The following is a 20,476-nucleotide window of genomic DNA, read 5'->3' on the forward strand; positions in this document are numbered from 1 at the left end:
CACGCTCTGAAATAATGTGAAGGAATGTTGGCAGGAAACCCCAGAACTCAGCCAATCTGGCCGCCTTCCTTCACATTATCGTCACCTCGTGATTAGCCAAGATCCTGCGCGCCGACAAGACCGCGATCCTTCATGCCGCAGCCAAGGCCGAACAGGCGGTCAAATGGCTGCGCCAGTTCGATCCGGCACTCACCGAGCCAGTGCGCGAGGCGGCCTGAACACTATACCCGCTGACGCGGCAAATCCGAAGGTGAGGGGAGGGGGGACGAAGTGCTGCGCCCAAGTGCGTCAAGGAGCCAGCCCCCATGAACTATGACCTCGACTTCCGTTATCGCCGCGCCCTCCAGCCAGATGCGCTGTGCACGGTCGCTACTGCCACCCAGGCGGTGGTTGATGCGATGCAGGATGCGCGCAATGCCGGCGTCGATCCCGCGCGCGATCCGGCAACCATCCTTCTCGCCCGGCATGTCGGGCGTATCGCACTCGGCAATCCGGCCGATGCCACATATGAGGAGGATCTGCCCTTGCGCCGGCAGTGCCTCACCCGGATCGACGAACTGAAGTCCAAGCCCGCGCTTGTCGCACTGGCACGCCGCGGGATCGGCTACGATCCGGAAGCCAAACGTGCCTTCCACCGCGAAGCCCGTTCGGCGCTGCGGATCGCTGCCCGCCATCTGGGGCTGGATCATGATCAATATGACCTCCGCAACAACATGGCAGGCCCAGCCGTCTCCGGTGAAATCACCCTCCATGCAGATGAGATCTACATCCAGGTCACGACCTCCTCGTTCGGACACGGCCGTGAGGTCATGTTCCGCCGTTGCAAGGGTCGCCAGGATTATCGCGGCGAGCGCAACAACTTCTGCGATATCGCCGTCCTCGTCGATCCCGTCCGCTTCACAGCGCTCGTCACCCGGGAAACCGGCCTTACGATTACGCGCCGCCAACCTGAACTCGTATAGGAGAACACCCATGGGCTGGCTCTCGATGACCCGCTCCGGCATGGCACCTTTTGCCACGCCCAAGGCTTACCTCGACAACCAATGCACCTATGCGCTGACCCCGGACAAGGGCCGGGAGAAGGGCCTTCGCGTGCTCAAGTCTACCGTTCGCTCGAACGCATATTACGCCGCCTGCCAGAGCTACACGGCCGACGGCCCGGAACAGACATTCGCGATCATCTGCCTGATCAAATGGAATCCCGCTGCGCGCGATGGCTACCTCTTCGCCTACAAGGACCAGGACGAAATGATGGGGCCCTACAAATACGATTGCCCGGCATCGATCCTCGATCTGCTGGGGCCGCCCGGCAACGACTACGCGGCGCAGTGGCGCGAGAAATGCCGCCAGCGCCTCGCGCTCACCACCCGGCGCAAACCCGCCACCGGCGATACTCTGGTCCTGACCGAAGCTCTGACGTTCACTGATGGCAAGGCCGAGCGCAGCTTTCGGGTGGTGCAAGCGGGGAAGAAGACGAGCCTGCGCCGGGCCGGCGACGGCGTCGGGGTTCGCATATCTTCGCTGATGACGCGCGCGTGGACGATCGTTCCTGCGCCGATTGCGCCCGCTGCGACATGACAGCGGGAATCAGAGCAATACCATGACAGACCCAGCCACTCCCAAGCGTTCCGCCAAACGGGCCAAGCTGTGCAGCATCGAAAACGCCAACCGGGTCGCGACGCAGGTGGCCGACCGCATTCTCAGCGACACCGCCGTGGTCAAGACCGGAAATCCGCTTCAGCCCTTCCGGGTCGTGCTGGCGAGCAATGCGCCGCAGGGGCGCACGGTCTCGCGGGTGGTCACGTGCAACGACGATGGGCCCTGAACGGCTGCCTTTCGCCTTTTCCCGCGCATCTGACTAACCATTGCAGATGTGCGACCTCAACAGGATGACCCGGGCGAACGCCGAAATCGAAGCGCAAGCCTGTCACCAATGCGCGCGATGACAAGCTCGATACCTACTTCTGGCGCGATAGCTTTGAGCGCTGCCGTTGCCTGATTCTGGTGTCGCACTGGACCGAGCCCGAGGGCGCGCCGCGCCAAATAACGCGCTCCTGGTATGCGCATGCCGGTGAAAAACTTTTCACCGTTGCTGGGCTACAAGCTTGCGCGAATGAGAGGTTGCTCCCTGCCCATCCAGACCGTGGCTTAAACGATCATATCGTACAGGATTTTCGTCAGCGACCGCTCGTCGCCGAAGAAGCTTGCGATCATTGCCTCCAGCATCGCAGCTGGATCCATATGCGCCAAATCTAGAGGGCGCCCTGCATTTTCGCTGAGGAGCAGTAAGAAGCTGAGCTGGGCGCGCCCGTTTCCCTCCCGAAAAGTATGGATGACGTTCAATGTAGTAAGGAACGCTGCTGCTTTCTTCGCGAATCCGTCCCGAGTCAGGTCCTTAAGATGATTGTCCGAGTTAAGGCCGCCAAAAAGCGTGACGAGTTGATCATCAATATGCTCAGGGTAGCAAAAATGGCTCTCGCCTTTCGAGAGGCGCACTGTTCGCGTTTCACCTGCCCATTCATAGAGGTCCTGAAACAGATGGAAATGAACGGCCCGGAAATGCGCCTCATCAAGAGCTCCCTCGGGAAAAGGCTCGTCGGCGCGCGCGGTCGTTAGTTCGGACTCAAGATCCTCCAGAACCTGACCGTCCCGAATATCGAAGGCGTTCCGCAGAACCGTCGAGCCGGGATAGCAGTAGGGATCATCCTCGACCGCGTACACGCCGCGAGGTCATTTCTTGAGATATTTCGCGATGATACGCTTGCGGCGCTCAGCATGCGTAAGGCCGCGCTTCTCGTCGCTGTCGAACTCTGCCCTGGCGGTAAACGACAGCTGAAGGCCCTCGACCTGGCTGATCTTGCCGAAGCGATCGCGTCCGATCATCGTCCGCTTGGTGCGGCCCTCGTGATCTTCACTCATCGGTCGCTCCTTTCTTCACACGCGAAAACGCTGGCGAAACGCGCTGAGCGCGTCTTGCGAGAATTGATTGCAGACGACTCCGTCGGATCGCATTGCCTCGCGCGCCGCACGCAAATGGGGATGCCGCTCAATCAGTTCGTTGAGCACTGCGTCGACGGGGTTTGGCTCGGGTGCGGACCTTTGTGTTTTCGTTGTTGGGCGTTTCTCCTTGGTCATGTCGGGCTCCATGGTTCTCCGGGCTGAAATTGTAGTTGTCGAAAAAATGCTGGTTGAGTTCGGGACGGAAGTAATGCTTCCGGTCGATCCAGATAAAGCCGTCCCCCTTCGAGATCACGGCGACATCGACCGGTCCGCCGACCGTTTCGGTCGTGAGAGACATACGCTTCTGGAACCAGTTCAGGCTCACAAGCCGCGCAGCCGCGTGGCCGATCTCATCCTTCGGCATATTGGCGATCGCCTGGTGAATCGGACCGAGATGCTTCTCCTGGCGTTGCTGGTCGAGCTTCTCGATCAGGCTCTTGATTGCCTTTTTGCTCTCAGGCTGAAATTGCTTCTTCCATTTCTTTCGCTGGGCATCTGTCAGGTCGGTCATGGCATCCACGATGGCGTCAGGAAGATTGATGACCAGATCTGCCATCTCCTTGGTCATCCGCAGCTCGAAACTGGGGTTCATTCCGTGGAGAAACGTGTTGACCATGTCGGCATCTGCAAACGGCACCACGACGGATGGATTGTCGCAATCGACCTTGCGGACTTGCCCGAAGCGGCATTTAAGCCTGCCTTCGAACACTTCACCGATCTCGATCGGCTGCAACACCGGGAAATGCTCGTCCTGCCCAAAGCCCGCCACAACAATCCCGCTCAGTGCAAAAGTCGGGATACGTTCTTTCGAGACGATCAGTCGGGCAAGATCGTAGAGCGCCTGCATGGTGTCCGACTCGATCCTGAACGGCCCAAAGGCGTCCGCAATCCGGGTGCTGATCTCACCTGAGAAGCGACCAGTCAGCCTTGCGCCCACGCCGGCCTTGAGGCAGCTCGCCTCGGGTTCGCTTGCCCAGCGATCCCGCTCCTTGGTGACGAGTTCGCGCGCGATATCGCTTGGTGTCTGGCTGCCATCGCTTCCCTCGACGATGCGCTCGTAGATGGCATCTTCGACGCGACCGGCGAGCGCAGCGTAGAGCGTCTCAAGCGAGCGCAGATAAAAGCGGTCCTGTAGGGCAGGCGGAAATAGTTGCTCGTTATTGTCGAGATACGCGATCAGTGCGCGGCCATAATCTTCCAGGTTCGCAAACGGCTTGGAGTCGAGCTGTCGCCGGAACATCTTTATGATGGTTTCCCACGGAACGCCGAGGATCGCGGCATTCTCGTAGACCATCACCCCAACTGGATGTCGCTTCGAGAGCATGAACAACTTGTCGGCCGTGTTGAAGACCTTGCCGCCTTCGCCATTGTTGACAGTCGCCGCGCTGTCGCTGGCGAGCGCAACTCCAAGGCTGTTCATGACAACTACCTCGGAGGTCATTGCCCGTCTCGGCGACTGTCGCGCAATGCTGTGTCGCGCACGCATGCGTCGGAGAGCCGTGTGGCTGCTGACCGTAACCAAGGCGCGCGCTTGTGCAAGAAGTTCACTCCGCCACCGGGCCGTCCTCGCTGCGCAGAAGTTCCTCGAGCATTTCGGCGATTTCTTCGTCCTGCGGATCGCGGCTCTTGAAAGCCATGCTAATTCGCGTGGGCAATTCAGGACGAGACGCGATCAACCGGCCCAGCAGGCGTCGGCGCCCAGCTGCATCCCGCGGGATCGCCCGACGCGTTGCTGTTCCATGCGGTGTCCGGCGCTCAACGGCTACGGGCAGCGCAGCGAGACGCCGCTGCGCCAGCCGCCGAGCGATAAACGAAGCGGTGGCATCGACCTCGGCTCCATTTCTGCCAGGCACATCGCGATCCGCGGCGCCAAGGATCATGTCCTCGTAGCCAAATAGCAACGCATCGAGTTGGTCCACAGCTTTGATCTTGCTCATAACGGACTACCTTCCGGAAAAGCGTGAACAAGTCCACGCCGAATGCGTTTTTGGGCCGACGCATATTGGGTTGCGGTGATGTCGGCGTTTTTTTGGATCTCGGCGGGATCGAGGCCCTGCGCCAACCCGTCCAGCACCGCCAAGGCCGCCGTGTCACCCGCAAACAAGGACAGAACCTGGTCGAGTATCTGGCGGGCGAACACATCGCGTTCCTGGTTCGGATCCAAGCTGGGCGCCTGCCCGAGTGGCGACTCGCCGTCCGCTCGCGCGGGGAGGTCGGCTTCGGTCGTCACCAGTCCGAACGTCGCCTTGCGTCGATGTTCGCTCGCCTGGCTGCGCATCGTCTCGCGCATGAAAACCAGGAAAGGGAGATGGCGTGGCCATTTCCGGGTACCCGACAATGCTTTGTCGATGGCCTCATGCAAGAGTTCGCGCCACTCAAGGCCCGGGGCGTAACGCGCCCTGATCCTCGCGATCATATTCAATCGGGCAATCTCGACCGGGCAAAGCGCTCCAAGCGCGTCCGCCACCTCGTCGGGAGTGGCGACATCAAGGTCACCGATTGTTCTCATCGCCTGTGCGCGCATACCCTTCCATGCTGACTAAGTGGCCCCTTGCGGACAGCCTCGCGAAAAAAATTTGAGGGCGCCTGGCTGTCCGCGTCCGCCGTGCCCGGCAGCATCATTAAGTGCCGGCATCAATAAGGCAAGGAACGGACCAATGAGTGAACATGAAGACGAAGTCCACAAGGACAAGAAGGTTTACAAGATCCAGATCGACAAGGATCATTTCGAGGTGACGAAGGCGCAGCCGACGGCCCGTGAGCTGCTCACGATCGCCGGCAAGGTGCCCCCGGAGCATTTCGCGCTTTATCTCAAGCCGCCGCGGGGTGCCCCCGAGCGGATCGACCTCGACAAGAAGGTCGATTTGCGCGAGCCGGGTACCGAGCGGTTCGTCACGCTTCCCCTCGACCAGACCGAGGGTCTCGGAACCGACCGCCGGGAGTTCGACCTCCCGGCGGAGGATCGCGAGTGGCTCGACGCGATCGGACATCGTTACGAATTGGTCCGCGAGGGCGGGACGCTAAGGGTCGTGATCTACGATTTTCCCGTGCCGTCCGGATATAATGTCGATGCGGTGACCGTGAACGTCCGCATCGAGTCCGGTTACCCCGAGGCACAGATCGACATGGCCTATTTCTACCCGGCGCTTGCCCGACTGGACGGCCGCGGGATCGGTGCAATCTGCGCGGACGCCTTCGATGGCAAGGATTGGCAGCGCTGGAGCCGCCATCGGACGCCGGCCAACCCTTGGCGCCCCGGGGTCGACAGTCTTGCCACCCATTTCGCGCTCGTCGAGAGCTGGCTCACCCGCGAATTCACCAAGGCCTGATCCAATGGACACGTCGCTAACGCTGACGGCGCGGCAGGCGGATACGCTCGCGCGCCACCTCTTCCCTGATGATGGCTGCGAGGCCGTCGCCATCCTTCTTTGCGGACGGCGATCCGGTGCCATGCGCCATCGCCTCGTTGTGCAACGGGTGGTGACCATCCCCTATGAAGATTGCAGCGTCCGGCTTCCGGACCGCGTCACCTGGTCGACCAAGCGCTTGGAGCCTTTGCTGAGCGAGGCAGCCCGGCTCGACCTCGCGATTGTGAAAATCCACGGTCATGTCGCCTTTGACCGTTTCTCGGAGGTCGACGATGCATCCGATCGCGCGCTGTTTCCCAGCGTCTACAGCTGGACCGACGGCGGTCCGCACGGCAGCGCGATCATGATGGACGATGGCCGCATGTTCGGCCGTGTCGTCGATGAGTCCGGCTGCTTCGAGCCGTTCGCACATGTGAATGTCGTCGGCGACGATCTGCCTTTCTGGCACGCCGGTGAGCCGATCGAGATCGAAGGTTTTGGTCAGCGCATCGCGCAGGCGTTCGGGACGGGGACTTACGCGCGGTTGCGCCGTCTGCGCATCGCCGTGGTCGGCTGTTCAGGCACAGGTAGTCCCGTGATCGAGCAGCTCGCCCGAAACTGCGTGGGCGCGCTGGTGCTCGTCGATCCCGACCATATCGAGGACAAGAACCTCAACCGGATCCTCAACAGCACGCGTGCCGATGCGGCCGCAGCGCGGCCCAAGGTGGACGTTCAGGCCGCCGCGATCGAGGCGATGGGCCTCGGAACTGTGGTCGAGACCTACCATGCTGACCTGTTCGATGCCGAAGTAGTTCGCGCCATCGCCGAGTGTGACGTCGTGTTCGGATGCATGGACAGCGTCGACGGGCGTCACCTGCTAAACAAGCTCGCCACCTTCTACGCGCTTCCCTATTTCGACCTCGGCGTGAAGCTCGAGGCTGATGGCCGCGGCGGCGTCGACCAGGTTTGCGGGACGGTCCACTATCTGCAGCCCGGCGGTTCGAGCCTGCTGAGCCGCAAGGTCTATACGATGGAACAGGTGCGGACGGCAGGGCTCTATCGAACCGACCGCGCCGCGTACAAGGCACAACTCGCCCAGGGGTATCTGCGCGGGGTAGTCGAAGACCGCCCGGCGGTGATTCAGCTCAATATGTTCATCGCGAGTCTTGCGGTGAACGAACTGCTCGCGCGTCTTCATCCCTACAGGATCGATCCCAATGGCGACTACGCCATCCACCGGGTTTCGTTGAGCCACGGCATTTACGAACATCTGGAAGATGGCGATCCCTGCCTGGCGCTCGCCAAGCATGTCGGCCGCGGTGACATTACGCCGCTGCTCGACTGGGCAGAGCTCAGCGAACGAAAGGCTGCCGCATGAAGTGGCTCGCAAATCTCGCTCGATGGTTCGGTGACCGCTTCCTTCCACGATATCGAGCACAATTTGTCGAGGATCTCCCGGATCACCTCCGCAAACGTCGCGTGTATCTCGTTGGCGAGGAGGGGGCGGCATGGCAGGCAGCCCTGCTGTGTCCATGCGGATGCGAGGCGCATATCCAGCTTAGCCTTGTTGAGAAGGACGATCCGAGCTGGCGAGCAACCGTTCATCAGGGCGGACTCGTCACGCTGCACCCGTCGATCTGGCGAATCAAAGGCTGCCGAGCCCATTTTTTCGTTCGTCGCGGTCGCATCGCTTGGGCGCGAGACAGTGGCATCGCGCTGCCGACCGGTCACCACTAGCCAACCGCCGCCTTCCATCTCTCTCGCTCCAAAACCTTCCGTGCAGGACTGTCCCCAACTCCGATCAATCAAGGCTCGATTTTCGGCGATAAAAACGAATGACAGTGCAGCGGTCTATATGGCTTCAGTATGGGCCAGGTCCCCGATCAACAAACCACGACCGGCCGAGCTCAAAGTCTGCATCGGGCGACACCAGCGGCCCGTCCGGTGCCTCGCAAACATAGGGCGATACCAGATCCCTTCGCTGGACCCGCGACCGGCTCAGCCAAGCGGACGTGCGGCCACGCGCCTTGAGGATGGCAAGCAACCAATCCATCGCTTCCGCCATTTCGCCGACGCCGCGCCCGGCGAGGCAGTAATAGATCGCCCGCTGAAAATCGTCGCAAGCCGTGCTCAGGATCGTCGCAAGTCGCGCGCGTCCGCCGTCCGCGCCTTCGTGGACCAGAGACACAGCCTCGCGCAGTTCGCGTACAGATAGCCAGGCATCGTCGATACCAACCCCGATGCAGAGCGCGGCGATCGCGCGCCTGACCGGCGGCACGCCCGCGTCACACGACACATCGCGCAGCACGATGTCGAGATCGAACCCGCCCAGAACGTCATCCAGCTTCATCGCAATTCCTTTCGAAAAAAGAACGTAGCGTGAACGCTCTAACCCCGTCAATTGGTGAAGGGAGAGGAGGGGGGATGAACCGGTGAACAAATGAAGGAGCCTGCCCATGACCACCAGCGTGACCACCATCGCCCCATCGCCCGACTGCCAGGTGACCACCAGGACCGCCGAGGTGGCCCGGCTCAACGACGCTGCCCGAGCCGGCACGCTGGCAAATTCCCGGACGGTGGTCACCCGTGCGCTCGCCGACCTGCTGGCAGGGGATTCGGACGATCCCGCGATCCGTCAGGTCAGGCTGTTTCAGGGCCAGTGCGCCCTGCGGCGATTGATCAACGAGACCCCGATCGACCCCGGCAACGATCCGCACGGAGAGCGGGACTTCGGGGTGGTGACCTACTGTGAGCGCAAGATCTTCTGGAAGGTCGATGTCTACGAGAACGACGGGACCTATTCATGGGGCGCCGAGATGCCCTGGGACGCCAAGACGAGCTTCCGCGTCGTTACCATCATGCTCGCGACCGACTACTGAGCCATGTCGCGATATTCATTGCGGCCGCTCGGCGCACACACCGACCTGTTCGAGATCGCACTGGGCTGGGACCCGGGCCTCGGCACTTACTTTGTGACGGTGTTTGGCACGCCCGACCGCGACCGCGAGCCCGACATCCGGCTGTGGCGCGGGACCAGTCCGCGTGAGATCGGCACGCCGTGCGAGATCATCGCCATAGCTGCGGCCTATGCGGAAATCCCAGATGGCCTCGCGCGCCAACTCGAGATCGACCGGCTCGCCTGTCCCCACAATCCGGACCGACCGGCAGGCAAGCTGCTCGAAGAACTCCTCGGGCGCTCCCGTTCAGCCCCTGGCTGAACCGCACGCCGCCCACTGGCGCTGTCCGGCCCCGGGCACCGATCTCGTCTGCCCGGTTCCATCCAACAAGGGATCACCACCCATGTCCAACTGCTACACGCACGCCTGTTTTGTCTTGCAAATCACTGCCGCCGAAAGCGGCCTTCTGCGCGAGGCCATCGCGCTGGCGCAATACATCGAAGATCAACCCGACGCTGAAGCCATCATCCAACACTGGCTCGGCCTGTCTGAGGCGTTCCGAACGATCTTCCCGCCTACCGGCGAGGAAGTGATATTGGGGTTCCTCGCCATCTTCCCCGACTGCGACTTCCCGACCTTTGGCACCGACTTTGCCTTCGAGGAGCAGAACGACGGAATGATCCGCGTGTTCGCTACCGCCGACCAGTTCGAGCCTGACGCGGTTGCAGCCCTGCTGCACCGCACGATTACCCAGTCGCTCCCGGTAGCTGTGACCTGGTCCTACGACAGTGATCGTCATCAGCCCGATGCCTTCGGCGGCGGCGGGTTTATGATCGATGGGGCCGGCATCCACTGGATCGAGACCAGCAAGGTCCACGATACAGTCCACTTCGCCCCCAAACTGGTCATCGCCACGCGTGATCCCGAAGAGGGCCTGCTGTTCTGGAATAGCAGAACAGGCTTCGGCGCGCTCGATACCGCCGATGTCTTCACCGAGAACCAGGCGCTCAGCACCGATCTGCCCATTGCGGACGACCAGCCTGAATGGCTCGCGCTGCCCGCCTGAAACACGCTGACGAATGTCCCCGATGGAGGGCTCCAGAGAAGGACTGCGGGCAGGGCCCGCAGCTCGGCCTGACGGCCGGGAGGGAAGGGGGGGTGGGAATGAGTGATCGGACAAGGGGTTCGGTCGCATTCAATCCACCTAGGAGAACGTCCATGAACATCGGTGAAATCAAGAAGAACGCCAGCGGCCAGCTGATCGGCACTGTCGAAACGCTCACGATGACGCGCACCATCGGCCTGCGGCCGGTCAGCTCGAGCAACGCCCGCGCGCCCAAGTACGAAATCGTCGCGCTCAACGATCAGCGCCGCTGGGTAGCCGTTGGCGCACTGTTCGAACTCGCCTCGAACTCGACCGGCGAGATCTTCTACCAGGGCAAGATCGACGATCCGTCGATGTCGCAGCCGCTCTACATCGCCGCCTTCCCGCGCGAGGACGGCACGATGGCCATCGCCTGGCAGCGCCCGCGTCGCCGCAACAGCCAGCTCGGTTCGAGCGAATACGGCGATGGCGACATGCTTACCGGCGGCGAGGCAGCCGATGCCGGTGAGGCCAGTGACGGGCATAACGGCGATGGCCTCGGTGACAGCACCGCTACGCCGCCGGGCAAGCGCGGCCGCGCCAACGTCAAGGACGGCGCAGACAACGAAGGTGCGCTGCCTCCGCTCGTCGACGCCTGAGTCCATCCAGCACCTCCGACCGAACGGGGACCCAATCGCGGGTCCCCGTTCCCACGCAAAGGCCGCAGGCTCGCCCCGCTTGTGGCCTGAGGCGGAACGCCGACCGTCCCCCCGCCCGGCGTTCCGCCTCTTCTTTTGCATGGGCGGCAACGGAGACACTTCATGTTCACAAATAGCGAACGCTTCGCCTTCGACACGCGGCGGCACCATGCCTTTGCGACTACCGGCAATGCCTATGACGCGTCGCAATGCGACGAGAGCATCAAAACTGGCGATACCCTGATCGTGCTGCCCGAGCGGGTGATTGCCGTCGCCATGACCTGGCCCTTCGCGGTGACCGCAGAAGCAGGAAAGCTTCACAGCGTAGCGCCGCCCCGCAAAGGCGAGACGCTGGCCGATATCGCCCGGTCACTTCATGTGACGACTGCCGACTTCGAGCACGCGGCCGAGCTGGCGCGCTGCCTCGGGTTTCCGCTCGACTCCAACCTTGTGCCGCTGCTGCCAGCCTGAACGCGCCACACCTTTGCTCGCGCAAGAGGCTGGTGAGGGGAGAGGGGTGATCGCGGTCGGACCAACCGGCTGCGAAAGGACACGGGCCATGGGCGACAGAGCCCCCGTTCACATCACTATCGGCGGCGCGCTGCGCCGCGACCTCCTCAGCGGCCTCGCTGCCTGCGCCGAGGAATATGACTTGCGCGCCGAATGGGACGGCGAGCCGTTCGACCCGGCGGCGGTAATCGAGGGCGCGCCGCTCGAGCTCTACGGCACCGAACTGAACGGCGGGCAGATCCCGGAGGTCGATGCCTTCTGCATCGAGCACGGGTTGATCTTTCGCCGCTGGTCGGGCGGCTGTCCCGGGGCGTATCTCCCCGAGATTGTCGTGTTCGACGGTACGGGACCCATGCGCGACTACACGGCGAGCGAAGACGAATATGTCCTCTTCCCGCCGTCCTGGATCAAGGGGTTCACTCGCCTGCGCGAGCTCAAGCGTGCGATGGCGAAGGCCGAGATCACCGTCCCGCCATTCGTTCTTGTCTGACGTGTCGCACCGCCCCAGGAGGCATTTTGCCATGAAATACGTCGTCGCTTTCTACGCGGTCGACCGCGCTTACGGCGGGCCGGAAGAGGGCTCATGGTGGTACGACACCGGCGAACTTGTCCGCCTCCACCGGGTCTGCCTTACCGAAGCTGCTGCATCGCGGCTCGCGGTGCGCGCCAACCGGTTGCTCGACCTGGTCCAGCGCGGCCAGCGCCGCCTTGATTCCGTGCTCTACGCCGGCGGCCGCTACCGCGCCTGCGTGTTCGAACACGCGGTTCCGCCCCGCTTCCCGCAAGCCCCACCCCGTTACGAATGAGGCTCCCATGACCGATCCCGAATTTGCAGCGTCGCCGTCTGATGAACGCGCCCGCACGCTCGCGCAGTTCCCGCTCTCGAGGGTGACAGAGGTCTTCCATGACGAAATGCTGGGCGTTCTTCCCCCGATCCACATTCGCGGCGCGGCCGGCTTCTTCGTCTCCGAAGCGGTAGCCGAGGACATCCACGCCCAGTTCGTCCACCGTGATGGCCGTTTCTATGGCGGCTATGTCGCGCTCCGCGATCCGGAGACCTGGATTACCTCGGCGCGTATCGCCGCCTACGATGTCGATAACCCTAACGCGGTGGAACTCGCCTGGTATCCCGATGGGGCAGGGGAGGCTGCTGCGTGACCCGCCACAGGCTCTTCGAACTCGGGGCAGGGCCAGCGAACGAGCCCTGCGCCCAGCTCGGCCAAACGCCCGATTTCGAGCGCGTCAACAGGCACGAGCTGCGCGCCTTTCAGGCCGCAGTGATCGCGGTAAACGGCCCGCCGCCTGCGCCCCTGGAATTCGCGGCGATCGCCAACGCTCATGATTTCGGGACCTACTGGACGCTGTGGATCGTCTCGCAGGTGGCGGTACTGCCGCCCGGCGCCCGGCGCTGGCTCGACGGGCTAGACGTGCCGTCAAGCTGGATCAGCGCGGGGTTCCCGCCGCCAGTCACTTACGCGGGTTCGTCGCTCCTATGTGTCCGCCCCTTTCCCGACGTTATCGCCGGCGCGCTCCGGATCTCGCGGCCGCGCGAGGACGGCAGCTTCTTCCCGCCCGCAAACGCGGTCCTCCACCGCAATCTTGAAGCTACCTACGGCCCCATGCTGGCCGCACGCGGGGCGGGCGTTACCCCGGCGATGCCGACGGGAGGGTAGGGGGAACGCGGCGGGCAGGCGAACAAGGAGACCTGCCATGCCCCGCTTTTACACTGGGATCGGTGCACGCCGCACCCCGCCCGAAGTGCTCGCACTGATGACGCGCGCTGCCTTCGCCCTTCTGAAGCGCGGCTACGTCCTGCGCTCCGGCCATGCGATCGGCGCCGACAGCGCGTTCGAGCGCGGGGCGGGGGAGGGCAAACAGATCTTCCTGCCCGCGCCGGGCTGGCGCGGTTCGGCGAGCCCGTTCCACCCGCAGGCCTTGCCGCCAGAGCTGTGGCAGCGTGCGCGAGCTCTTGCTGCCGCAGCGCACCCCGCTTTCGCCGGACTCGATCTCTTCGTCCAGGCCTTGCACACCCGGAACGTGTTCCAGGTCCTGGGGCCTGAGCTCGATGCGCCCGCCGACTTCGTCCTGTGCTGGACCGCCGATGGCGAAGCCTCGGGCGGGACCGGCCAGGCAATCCGCATCGCCGCTGCCCACGGCGTTCCCGTCTACAATTTCCAGCGCCCGCGCGAGCGTGCGCACGTCGAACGCCACCTCTCAATCTAAGCAATGCTCTGCCGTTCTGGGTCCCGACGCACTTGCGCCGGTCGAGGGCTGCTGACCGCTTCCCGCGAAGGAACTCCCATGTCCGCAATCCACCTCGCCCTCGATATTCCCTGCACGCGGGACGAAGCTGCCCGGCTCTTCGCCGTGCTCATCTTCCTGGCGGAGCTTGAAACCGACCCCGATGCCAAGCCGGGACCGGAACTGGACCGGGTCTTCGGTGCAAACGCGCGCGAGGCGCTGCTCGGGATAATCGGCCACCCTGTGCCGCTCGGGATCGACTGCCGCTATGATCCCGAGACCGGGCTGCTGTCGCTCACCGACGTCGAGGGCAGGCCCAACCTTGCCGCCGTACCGGTGCTCCTCCTCTGGCTTTACCCCGACAAGCTGCCGCTCGCTTACGCGGTCCACACCGCCGCGCGTCCCGAGCACAAGGTCTGGACGCTGATCGGGCTCAATCGCATCGAGATCACCGAGGACGCGGCCTCGGTCGAGACGCGCCTTGCCGCGCTACGGTCCGAACCTGACGCGGCGCGCCGGATCGACCTGCTGCCGACAAAGCCCTTGCCGAACGGCGGTTGACGCCTGGGCGCGGGCCCATTCACGCGGCAGCGCGGTCCGACGGGATGCCGCCGGTTCGGCGCCGGGACCCACGCGGTGGCAGCGGCTCGCCTTCCTTCCACACCATGTGCGTGACGCCCTCGCAGGCGAGCAGCGCCTCAAGCGGTTCGCTGGCCTCAGTATCGCCATCATGGATATGGATCGCGGTTGCATCCTCGCCGGTGTCCTTGAGCACCAAGCTGGCGATCGGCGCGCTGGCATCGAGGTTGACCCGCATGCCCTTCACGAACCGACGCTTTTCGGCGACCGCCTTGGTGAGGAGGTACTGCTCGTCGCTGCTCTCGTAGGGCAGCCATTCGCCGGTCGCCGGCATCAGCGCCACCTCGATCAGGTCGAACGTCCCTTGCCTGCGCCGCGCGAACGAGCCGGCAACGACGAGGTGGCCCTGGTTTCCTTGCGCCTGCCACAGCGCCAGTTCGCCCGCGAACCGCTTGTGGAAGCGGCGCGCCATGTCCGGGTCCATGACGAACGGCATGTCGCCGACGTGGCGCAGCACGATGCGCTCCGCGCCGTGCGCCGGGGCGATTTCCTTGATCTCTCCCACCACCACCATCAACTCGTCACGCGAACGGTAGACGCGCTCAAGCGCCGCCCGGCGGCGCGCGCGCAGGTCCTCCTTGTCCTCGAGCCGGAACGTCTCGGGCACGAACAGGACATGGGACAGGGCTTCCTGCTTGGCCTTGCAGCTGGCCGCGGCTTCGAGCAGCGCGCGGCGCACCACGAACCAGTTGCGCTTGCCCGCCATCTTGGGATGCCAGTGCGTCAGTTCGGCCCGGTCCCACAGGACATGGAGCAGCCCCCGCATCGACAGCTTCTGGCCTGTGGACTTGACCGTTGGTTTGTCGTTGGTGAGCGCCGCTGGCGCGAGCCGCGCCGCACTGCGTGACAGCGGAAAGGCGAGCTTGAGCGTTGTTTCGCCGGAATCCTCGTCGTCGATCACGGCATTTCCGCGGACCTGGGCCATGCCAGTCAGGAAGTCCGGGGCCTCGTAATGGTCGCAGGCGGTCGCATGACGTGCGCCTGAACCCGGCCAGCGCGCCAGCACGTAGCGATCATGGCGGTGGCTTATATAGAGCGGCAGCTCTTCGTGCCTGCGGCATTCGCAGAGCACCCGCTCCTTGCGCGCATAGGCTGCGCCGAGCGCAGCCTGCAGGTCATCCTGGCCGCCGGTGACGACCTTCCCGAGCACACGGTATCGCTGGATCATTGGGGATCTCCAATTTCTCGCGATCGACGCTGCCCGTTCGACCTCTCGCGCATTCTCCTTTGGTTTGTCTGACGCGGCCCGCATGGCGCGCACTGGGCCAAGTCTATCCTTGCCCGTGGCCCCCGGCAAGGCCGGCGGCGTATAGCGCAGCTTGTGGTCAGATAAGCTGGATCAGTCCGTTTCGCCCGCCTCGTGCGCGAGGCTTTCGGCAATTCCCTCGGCAAGCCCGAGGCACAGTGCGGCTTCTTCGCGGCTCAGCACGATTTCGCTCGCCGCCTGGTCGGCAAGCTTGCCTGCGAGCAGCGTCGCCATGGCCTCAGCAACCATGCGCGCGCTCGGCATCTGGATCTCCTGATCCATTCGCGATTCTCCCTTGCCAGTCGCATGGAAACACTGCCCCTGCGGGCGGTTCCAGGACGGCCCCCCCATAGCCTTTCTAGAGCCGCTGGTCGAGCATTGCCGCAATCCACTGACGCGGTGGGCCCGCCATGCGGGCGACAATCGCACATCGGTATTGGGCTAAAGGTGGATGGGGTGTTGGGAGGCAAAGGGCAGGGGAGAGGGCGGGGGCACCCCTACGCCCGCGCCCCGCGCGGGGCTTGGGGCGACCCGCTCTACTCGCTAGGGCGCGCGGTCGGCGCTCTCGCGCCGCCGCCCGCCCAACCTCGCCGGCGAGAATGCCGGCCCTTCGGGTGACGATCGGGGCCAGTCGGGAAGAGGGGAGGGCTTGGTTCGACAGTGCGGCCGCGCTAGGGATTGCCGATGCCCATCGTTCTCGCCGCTGCCGCCCTATGTCTTTCGCCAAGCGTTCATGATGGCGACACCATCCGCTGCGGCCGCGAGCGGGTCCGCATCGCCAATATCGATGCACCTGAACTGCCGGACAGTCCCAAGTGTCAGGACCGTCGCCGGTCCTACGCCTGGTGCGACTTCACTGCCGGGGAAGCATCGCGCGCCGCGCTCGTGCGGTTCGTCTCGCGTGGGCGGGTCATGATCACGCGGCTTGGCACCGACGCCTATGGGCGGACGCTTGCCACCATCTCGGTGAACGGCGTGGACGCCGGCGACTACCTGATCACGCAGGGCCTCGCCAAACCCTGGCGCTGACGCGCCCATTCGCACGCGGTGGCACCCTGAAATTTCCGGATCAGCCCGCTCTTCGTGCAGGTGCTGACGCACAAGGCCGTTGCGGTAAGCGCAGAGAAATCGAGGTTTCTCGCGCGATCTCGTTCTGACTTGCCCGGACATGCGCAGGCGGGAGTACCGCTGCGAGGGGAGGGTGCGCATGGACACCAGCGTGGTGCCGGGGTGCCCTGACGGGATGCAACCAAGGCAGACGGGTAGGAACGCCTGGGAACCTGCGGCCTGAACTGACGAAACCGCCCTTCGTTTGCCGATGAACCCTGCAGCGCCAGTCTCTGGCCGCAACCCAAAAGCAGCGGACCGTGAAGCCCTGCGGGCTTGCCGCACCACTCCTCGCTTTTGAGTTCCCCTCACGCAAGCGTTCGGTGCGGGCCCGTGCCTTTGGCCCTGCCTGTGGTGTTCATCGGCGGGCGGTTCCGCCGAATTCAAGCCACGGAGAAACCCCATGAAGAACCTCGTCATCCTGATCGGTCGCATCGCTAGCCAACCCGAAACCCGTCACGCCGGTGAAACCGCGATTACCTCCTTCACTCTTGTCACCGACCGCCCCAAGCTGGTCGATGGCAAGACGGTCAAGAACGAGGCCGGCTACACCGAGACCCTCGCTGAGTTCCACCGCGTCACCGCTTTCAACGGCCTCGGCACTTCGGTCGCCAAGCACAAGAAGAAGGGCGACATGGTCGAGGTCCAGGGCCGCCTCCACTACTCGAAGTGGACGGACCGCGAGGGCGTCGAACGCTACGCGGTCGAGATCGTCGCCGAGGAAGTCCTCTTCCTCTGACCGGAGCCCGGGAGGCGGCAGCGCCGCCTCCCAACGGGGGGTGAGGCCAATCCCTGCCGGATCGTTGCACCCCCGATTTCTCACAAAGACAGGAATTCCCCATGACGATCACTGCCGAAACGCCGGTGTGGGATACGCCGAGCGGCATGGGCGGCACCTTCAACCGCTACCATCCCTGGCGCGAATGGGACGGCTACACGTTCCGTGTCGCCCGCACCGAACTCGCTCATCCGCGCCGGTTTGCCGATCCGACCCCGCGCTACCGGCCGCCGGGGTGAAGGTGGATGCCGCGTTGCACAAAATTCAACTGCCGGACCTTATTTCGCACTTGCAGCATTTAAGGCGTCACCCCATATCAGGAGTGCCTTTCAGGCATCCTCTCCCAAAACTTTCCAAGGGGCCGCCGCAAGCTGGCCCCATTTTTTTGCGCATGTCGATCTGGAGCGCAAGCCAACGGCACTGGCATTTGGCGGCCGCGGCCCATAGGGTCCGCCATCGCCAATTGGAGAAAGACCGCACGCAATGGCCGATGAAATGCTCCTGGATCACGTCGCTGATATTGTTTCGGCCCACGTCAGCAACAATTCGGTCGCGGCGGGTGATTTGCCGGGCCTGATCCAGTCGGTCTACGCATCGCTGGCTTCGCTTGGTCAGGTGCCCGAGCCGACCGAGCAAGTGCGCATACCCGCTGTCTCGGTCCGCGCATCGGTCAAACCCGATGCGGTGACCTGCCTCGATTGCGGCGCGAAGTTCAAGATGCTCAAGCGCCACCTCAGCACCGATCATGGCATGACGCCGGCCGATTACCGCGCGCGCTGGAACCTGCTTGCAGACTATCCGATGGTCGCGCCCGACTATGCCGCCAAGCGCAAGGAACTCGCCGTCCGGATCGGACTTGGTCGCAAGCCCGGACAAAGTCCGAAGTCAGAGGCTAAGCCGGTCGCGGCCGCCAAACCGCGCAAGAAGCTCGGGGTCGCCTTCGGCTAAGCCTGATGCGCCGATGGACCGACGTCGGATATCAGCTTCATTCCCTGGCTCCTTTTCTGTCGACTTATCGATGCATGTCTTGCCGTCTGTGACACTCTGCCCCGAGGGCAAAGTGTCATCATCGACATCAGCCTTGGCAGGAGCGCGGGTGATACCCGCCCGTATTGAATGCTCTGCCGATCGAATTGGCTGACGATGCAGGTCCCGAATGTTCCGATGCGGTGCCAGGCAAAGTGTCACGGGCGACAAACGACATGGCCTGAACGAAAGGGGATTCACAGGATTCACCTTTTGTGCTCAATACTGATCCATGGAGCAACAGACACCGATCACTGGCGTTGGCGGCATTTACGCGGTGCTGGCCGAGGTTTCGAGCCGGCCGCGCTACGCTTTCCTGGTTCTCCAACTCGTATCCGAAGCCGCCGACGGGCGAGGGCAGTCCGGTCCCTTCGTTGCCCGAGATGGAAAGCCCGCACTCCTGCGCGATTGGCTCTGCACCCAGCTGCTTCCTTTGAGCGAACAGCAGGGCCGCCGCGCGGCGCTGCGCGCCCGCGTTGCAGCCTCGCTCAGGCATGAACTCTCCGGCGATGAGGCCCGCGATGCCGCTCAGATTGACCAGGCAGTCGAGGAGCAGGTCCTGGCCGTGGGCCGCGCCAATGTCAGCCGCGCGATCTCGGATCTGGCGCGTGCGGGTCTGGTCACACGGCACTACGCTGGCTACGCCACCAACCACCGCAATCGCGGCGGCGGGCGCCATGCGGTCTACGTGGTGAACCCGGCGGTCCTGAAACTGCTGCGTCGGCCTGCGCTAATGATCGGCGCGGTTCGAGCGTCCGGTACGGGTCAGGGCGAACTGTTCGCAGCCTGACGTCCAGCTTGACAATTTTCGGAGAACGCCGCATATAATGACCTAAATATTGGCATATGGTGAGGCAAATGGCGAGCGCGGCATTTTTGAGCGAAGTCTCCGGCGACAAGGGCGTCTCAGTCGACAGGCTGTCGGCGGCGCTTCATATCACCAAGTCTGAACTGGCGCTCGCCGCGGGACTGTCACGCGATGCCGTCTCGAAGGCCGCCCGCAGCAACAGCATCGCCACCCAGTCGCGGCTGCGTGAAATGAGCGAAATCATCAACCGGGTCATTCCCTGGGCGGGTAGTGAACTTGCCGCCTATGCCTGGTACCGATCGCAGCCGCTGCCGTCCTTCGGCGATGCCACGGCGGAAGAGCTTGTCCGTCAGGGACAGGGCGAGAAGGTTCGCACCTATCTTGGCCGGATTGCCGCCGGCGGCTTTGCCTGATCTTTGGGCCTGATCTTTGAGCCAGATTTCGAAATCGGCTCTGCCGTTCACCCGGTTCGACGGCCTGGTCTATCGGGCGCATCATCCGGCGTGGGCTTATGATCCGGAATCGGGCGAAGGCGCGAAGCTTCACGGCGGCCGCTTCAACCGCGTCGGCACGGCGTGCTTCTATGCGGCGCTCAGCCTCGAAACCGCCTGGCTCGAGGCTCAGCAAGGGTTCGCCTTCAAGGCGCAGCCCCTGACGATCTGCAGCTACCGCGCCGATCTTTTGGAAATTCTCGACCTGACCAGCCCTGACGTGCGGGATGCAGCGCAGGTCACCTTGGCGCAGCTCAGCTGCGCCTGGGAGCGTCTTGCCGGAGACCGCAAGTCCGTTCCGACCTGGGAACTGGCCGATCGGCTCATTGCCGCCGGCTGCGCCGGCGTGATCGTGCCAAGCTTCGCTTCACGAGCTACGGTCGATGACCGCAATCTGGTGCTGTGGTCCTGGAGCCGCGAGGCCCCGCATCGTCTTGAAGTGATCGACGACGAGCAGCGATTGCCGCGCGACCAGTCATCGTGGCAGGATGATGCGTGATTCATCTAAGTCATTGATTTAACATAAGAAATATTATCAATTTGGGCGATCATGCCACGTTGGATCATCCGTGACATGTTTTCAGATTTATGGCATAAGCTGAAA

32 protein-coding genes and 1 pseudogene are annotated in these 20,476 nt (G+C 63.5%); 25 read left to right on the top strand and 8 right to left on the bottom strand.

Annotated elements, in window-relative coordinates:
• Positions 1–305: 305 nt before the first annotated feature.
• The 4 genes and pseudogenes from GGQ88_RS19925 to GGQ88_RS21620 all read left to right on the top strand — a co-directional run.
• The gene (locus tag GGQ88_RS19925) at positions 306–962 is read left to right on the top strand and encodes a hypothetical protein (protein WP_183615213.1); all 657 of its coding nucleotides are present in this window, start codon (positions 306–308) and stop codon (positions 960–962) included.
• Positions 963–972: 10 nt separating this feature from the next.
• Complete coding sequence (locus tag GGQ88_RS21480) at positions 973–1,578, top strand: DUF6927 domain-containing protein (protein ID WP_246386397.1); 606 nt, start codon at positions 973–975, stop codon at positions 1,576–1,578.
• 22 nt (positions 1,579–1,600) lie between these two features.
• A complete protein-coding gene (locus tag GGQ88_RS19940; RefSeq protein WP_183615214.1) occupies positions 1,601–1,825 on the top strand; it encodes a hypothetical protein in 225 nt (74 codons plus the stop codon).
• Positions 1,826–1,926: 101 nt separating this feature from the next.
• A pseudogene (locus tag GGQ88_RS21620) lies at positions 1,927–2,256 on the top strand (SOS response-associated peptidase family protein); the annotation flags it as partial.
• Here GGQ88_RS21620 and GGQ88_RS19950 read toward each other — a convergent pair.
• From GGQ88_RS19950 to GGQ88_RS19970, 5 genes are all read right to left on the bottom strand, one after another.
• Positions 2,149–2,721, bottom strand: a complete 573-nt coding sequence (locus tag GGQ88_RS19950; protein WP_183615215.1) for a Fic family protein — start codon at positions 2,719–2,721, stop codon at positions 2,149–2,151. The pseudogene GGQ88_RS21620 and the gene GGQ88_RS19950 overlap by 108 nt on opposite strands.
• A 9-nt stretch (positions 2,722–2,730) precedes the next feature.
• Complete coding sequence (locus tag GGQ88_RS19955) at positions 2,731–2,919, bottom strand: hypothetical protein (RefSeq protein ID WP_183615216.1); 189 nt, start codon at positions 2,917–2,919, stop codon at positions 2,731–2,733.
• Between the two features lie 127 nt (positions 2,920–3,046).
• On the bottom strand, positions 3,047–4,522 hold the full coding sequence (locus GGQ88_RS19960; RefSeq protein WP_183615217.1) for a hypothetical protein: 1,476 nt from the start codon (positions 4,520–4,522) through the stop codon (positions 3,047–3,049).
• A gap of 22 nt (positions 4,523–4,544) precedes the next feature.
• Positions 4,545–4,937: a hypothetical protein gene (locus GGQ88_RS19965; RefSeq protein WP_183615218.1), complete on the bottom strand. Its 393-nt coding sequence runs from the start codon at positions 4,935–4,937 to the stop codon at positions 4,545–4,547.
• Positions 4,934–5,524: a hypothetical protein gene (locus GGQ88_RS19970; RefSeq protein ID WP_183615219.1), complete on the bottom strand. Its 591-nt coding sequence runs from the start codon at positions 5,522–5,524 to the stop codon at positions 4,934–4,936. Before GGQ88_RS19970 ends, GGQ88_RS19965 begins: the two co-directional genes overlap by 4 nt.
• 133 nt (positions 5,525–5,657) lie before the next feature.
• Here GGQ88_RS19970 and GGQ88_RS19975 point away from each other — a divergent pair, with 133 nt between their 5' ends.
• Genes GGQ88_RS19975 through GGQ88_RS19985 form a run of 3 tightly spaced genes read left to right on the top strand, consistent with a single transcriptional unit; the run spans position 5,658 to position 8,084 of the window.
• Positions 5,658–6,329 carry a multiubiquitin domain-containing protein gene (locus tag GGQ88_RS19975; RefSeq protein ID WP_183615220.1) on the top strand — a complete coding sequence of 224 codons (672 nt, stop codon included), beginning with the start codon at positions 5,658–5,660 and terminating at the stop codon, positions 6,327–6,329.
• A gap of 4 nt (positions 6,330–6,333) precedes the next feature.
• Positions 6,334–7,725, top strand: coding sequence for a HesA/MoeB/ThiF family protein (locus tag GGQ88_RS19980; RefSeq protein WP_183615221.1), 1,392 nt, complete (start codon positions 6,334–6,336; stop codon positions 7,723–7,725).
• Positions 7,722–8,084, top strand: coding sequence for a ubiquitination-like system serine protease family protein (locus GGQ88_RS19985; protein WP_183615222.1), 363 nt, complete (start codon positions 7,722–7,724; stop codon positions 8,082–8,084). The genes GGQ88_RS19980 and GGQ88_RS19985 overlap by 4 nt, the downstream gene beginning before the upstream one ends.
• Before the next feature lie 124 nt (positions 8,085–8,208).
• On the opposite strand, the gene GGQ88_RS19990 is transcribed toward GGQ88_RS19985, so the two are convergent.
• Positions 8,209–8,697 carry a hypothetical protein gene (locus tag GGQ88_RS19990; protein ID WP_183615223.1) on the bottom strand — a complete coding sequence of 163 codons (489 nt, stop codon included), beginning with the start codon at positions 8,695–8,697 and terminating at the stop codon, positions 8,209–8,211.
• Positions 8,698–8,803: 106 nt separating this feature from the next.
• On the opposite strand from GGQ88_RS19990, the gene GGQ88_RS19995 reads away from it, so the two are divergent.
• The 11 genes from GGQ88_RS19995 to GGQ88_RS20045 all read left to right on the top strand — a co-directional run bounded on the left by GGQ88_RS19995 (position 8,804) and on the right by GGQ88_RS20045 (position 14,338).
• Positions 8,804–9,226: a DUF3768 domain-containing protein gene (locus tag GGQ88_RS19995; protein WP_183615224.1), complete on the top strand. Its 423-nt coding sequence runs from the start codon at positions 8,804–8,806 to the stop codon at positions 9,224–9,226.
• Positions 9,227–9,229: 3 nt separating this feature from the next.
• Positions 9,230–9,565 (top strand): hypothetical protein, encoded by a 336-nt coding sequence (locus GGQ88_RS20000; RefSeq protein WP_183615225.1) that lies wholly within the window; start codon positions 9,230–9,232, stop codon positions 9,563–9,565.
• A gap of 82 nt (positions 9,566–9,647) precedes the next feature.
• Complete coding sequence (locus tag GGQ88_RS20005; RefSeq protein ID WP_183615226.1) at positions 9,648–10,310, top strand: hypothetical protein; 663 nt, start codon at positions 9,648–9,650, stop codon at positions 10,308–10,310.
• Between the two features lie 152 nt (positions 10,311–10,462).
• On the top strand, positions 10,463–10,987 hold the full coding sequence (locus GGQ88_RS20010) for a DUF736 domain-containing protein (RefSeq protein WP_145075518.1): 525 nt from the start codon (positions 10,463–10,465) through the stop codon (positions 10,985–10,987).
• A 162-nt stretch (positions 10,988–11,149) separates the two neighbouring features.
• Positions 11,150–11,497, top strand: a complete 348-nt coding sequence (locus GGQ88_RS20015) for a hypothetical protein (protein WP_183615227.1) — start codon at positions 11,150–11,152, stop codon at positions 11,495–11,497.
• A gap of 88 nt (positions 11,498–11,585) precedes the next feature.
• The gene (locus GGQ88_RS20020; protein WP_145075512.1) at positions 11,586–12,026 is read left to right on the top strand and encodes a hypothetical protein; all 441 of its coding nucleotides are present in this window, start codon (positions 11,586–11,588) and stop codon (positions 12,024–12,026) included.
• 31 nt (positions 12,027–12,057) lie between these two features.
• The gene (locus GGQ88_RS20025) at positions 12,058–12,342 is read left to right on the top strand and encodes a hypothetical protein (protein ID WP_145075509.1); all 285 of its coding nucleotides are present in this window, start codon (positions 12,058–12,060) and stop codon (positions 12,340–12,342) included.
• Between the two features lie 7 nt (positions 12,343–12,349).
• On the top strand, positions 12,350–12,694 hold the full coding sequence (locus GGQ88_RS20030; RefSeq protein WP_145075506.1) for a hypothetical protein: 345 nt from the start codon (positions 12,350–12,352) through the stop codon (positions 12,692–12,694).
• Positions 12,691–13,209, top strand: a complete 519-nt coding sequence (locus GGQ88_RS20035; protein ID WP_145075504.1) for a hypothetical protein — start codon at positions 12,691–12,693, stop codon at positions 13,207–13,209. The genes GGQ88_RS20030 and GGQ88_RS20035 overlap by 4 nt, the downstream gene beginning before the upstream one ends.
• Positions 13,210–13,246: 37 nt before the next feature.
• Entirely contained in the window at positions 13,247–13,759 is a 513-nt protein-coding gene (locus GGQ88_RS20040; protein ID WP_145075501.1) for a hypothetical protein, read from the top strand.
• Between the two features lie 78 nt (positions 13,760–13,837).
• Positions 13,838–14,338 carry a hypothetical protein gene (locus GGQ88_RS20045; RefSeq protein WP_183615228.1) on the top strand — a complete coding sequence of 167 codons (501 nt, stop codon included), beginning with the start codon at positions 13,838–13,840 and terminating at the stop codon, positions 14,336–14,338.
• A 19-nt stretch (positions 14,339–14,357) separates the two neighbouring features.
• Here the strand turns inward: GGQ88_RS20045 and GGQ88_RS20050 are convergent, their stop codons facing one another.
• Both GGQ88_RS20050 and GGQ88_RS20055 read right to left on the bottom strand, forming a co-directional pair.
• Complete coding sequence (locus tag GGQ88_RS20050; protein ID WP_183615229.1) at positions 14,358–15,584, bottom strand: DUF1173 domain-containing protein; 1,227 nt, start codon at positions 15,582–15,584, stop codon at positions 14,358–14,360.
• Between the two features lie 171 nt (positions 15,585–15,755).
• Positions 15,756–15,944: a hypothetical protein gene (locus GGQ88_RS20055; protein ID WP_145075492.1), complete on the bottom strand. Its 189-nt coding sequence runs from the start codon at positions 15,942–15,944 to the stop codon at positions 15,756–15,758.
• A gap of 402 nt (positions 15,945–16,346) precedes the next feature.
• Between GGQ88_RS20055 and GGQ88_RS20060 the strand changes: the two genes are divergently transcribed.
• The 7 genes from GGQ88_RS20060 to GGQ88_RS20090 all read left to right on the top strand — a co-directional run bounded on the left by GGQ88_RS20060 (position 16,347) and on the right by GGQ88_RS20090 (position 20,371).
• On the top strand, positions 16,347–16,691 hold the full coding sequence (locus tag GGQ88_RS20060; protein ID WP_145075489.1) for a thermonuclease family protein: 345 nt from the start codon (positions 16,347–16,349) through the stop codon (positions 16,689–16,691).
• 481 nt (positions 16,692–17,172) lie between these two features.
• Positions 17,173–17,508: a single-stranded DNA-binding protein gene (locus GGQ88_RS20065; protein WP_066213939.1), complete on the top strand. Its 336-nt coding sequence runs from the start codon at positions 17,173–17,175 to the stop codon at positions 17,506–17,508.
• 101 nt (positions 17,509–17,609) lie between these two features.
• Positions 17,610–17,786 carry a hypothetical protein gene (locus GGQ88_RS20070; protein WP_158636703.1) on the top strand — a complete coding sequence of 59 codons (177 nt, stop codon included), beginning with the start codon at positions 17,610–17,612 and terminating at the stop codon, positions 17,784–17,786.
• A 244-nt stretch (positions 17,787–18,030) separates the two neighbouring features.
• On the top strand, positions 18,031–18,495 hold the full coding sequence (locus GGQ88_RS20075; protein ID WP_183615230.1) for a Ros/MucR family transcriptional regulator: 465 nt from the start codon (positions 18,031–18,033) through the stop codon (positions 18,493–18,495).
• A gap of 310 nt (positions 18,496–18,805) precedes the next feature.
• Positions 18,806–19,363 carry a hypothetical protein gene (locus tag GGQ88_RS20080; protein WP_145075443.1) on the top strand — a complete coding sequence of 186 codons (558 nt, stop codon included), beginning with the start codon at positions 18,806–18,808 and terminating at the stop codon, positions 19,361–19,363.
• 68 nt (positions 19,364–19,431) lie between these two features.
• Positions 19,432–19,794 carry an antitoxin Xre/MbcA/ParS toxin-binding domain-containing protein gene (locus GGQ88_RS20085; protein ID WP_145075440.1) on the top strand — a complete coding sequence of 121 codons (363 nt, stop codon included), beginning with the start codon at positions 19,432–19,434 and terminating at the stop codon, positions 19,792–19,794.
• A 16-nt stretch (positions 19,795–19,810) separates the two neighbouring features.
• On the top strand, positions 19,811–20,371 hold the full coding sequence (locus GGQ88_RS20090) for an RES family NAD+ phosphorylase (protein WP_221214798.1): 561 nt from the start codon (positions 19,811–19,813) through the stop codon (positions 20,369–20,371).
• Positions 20,372–20,476 lie beyond the last annotated feature (105 nt).

The sequence above is a fragment of the Novosphingobium hassiacum genome, assembly GCF_014196055.1.
Classification (GTDB): Bacteria; Pseudomonadota; Alphaproteobacteria; order Sphingomonadales; family Sphingomonadaceae; genus Novosphingobium; species Novosphingobium hassiacum.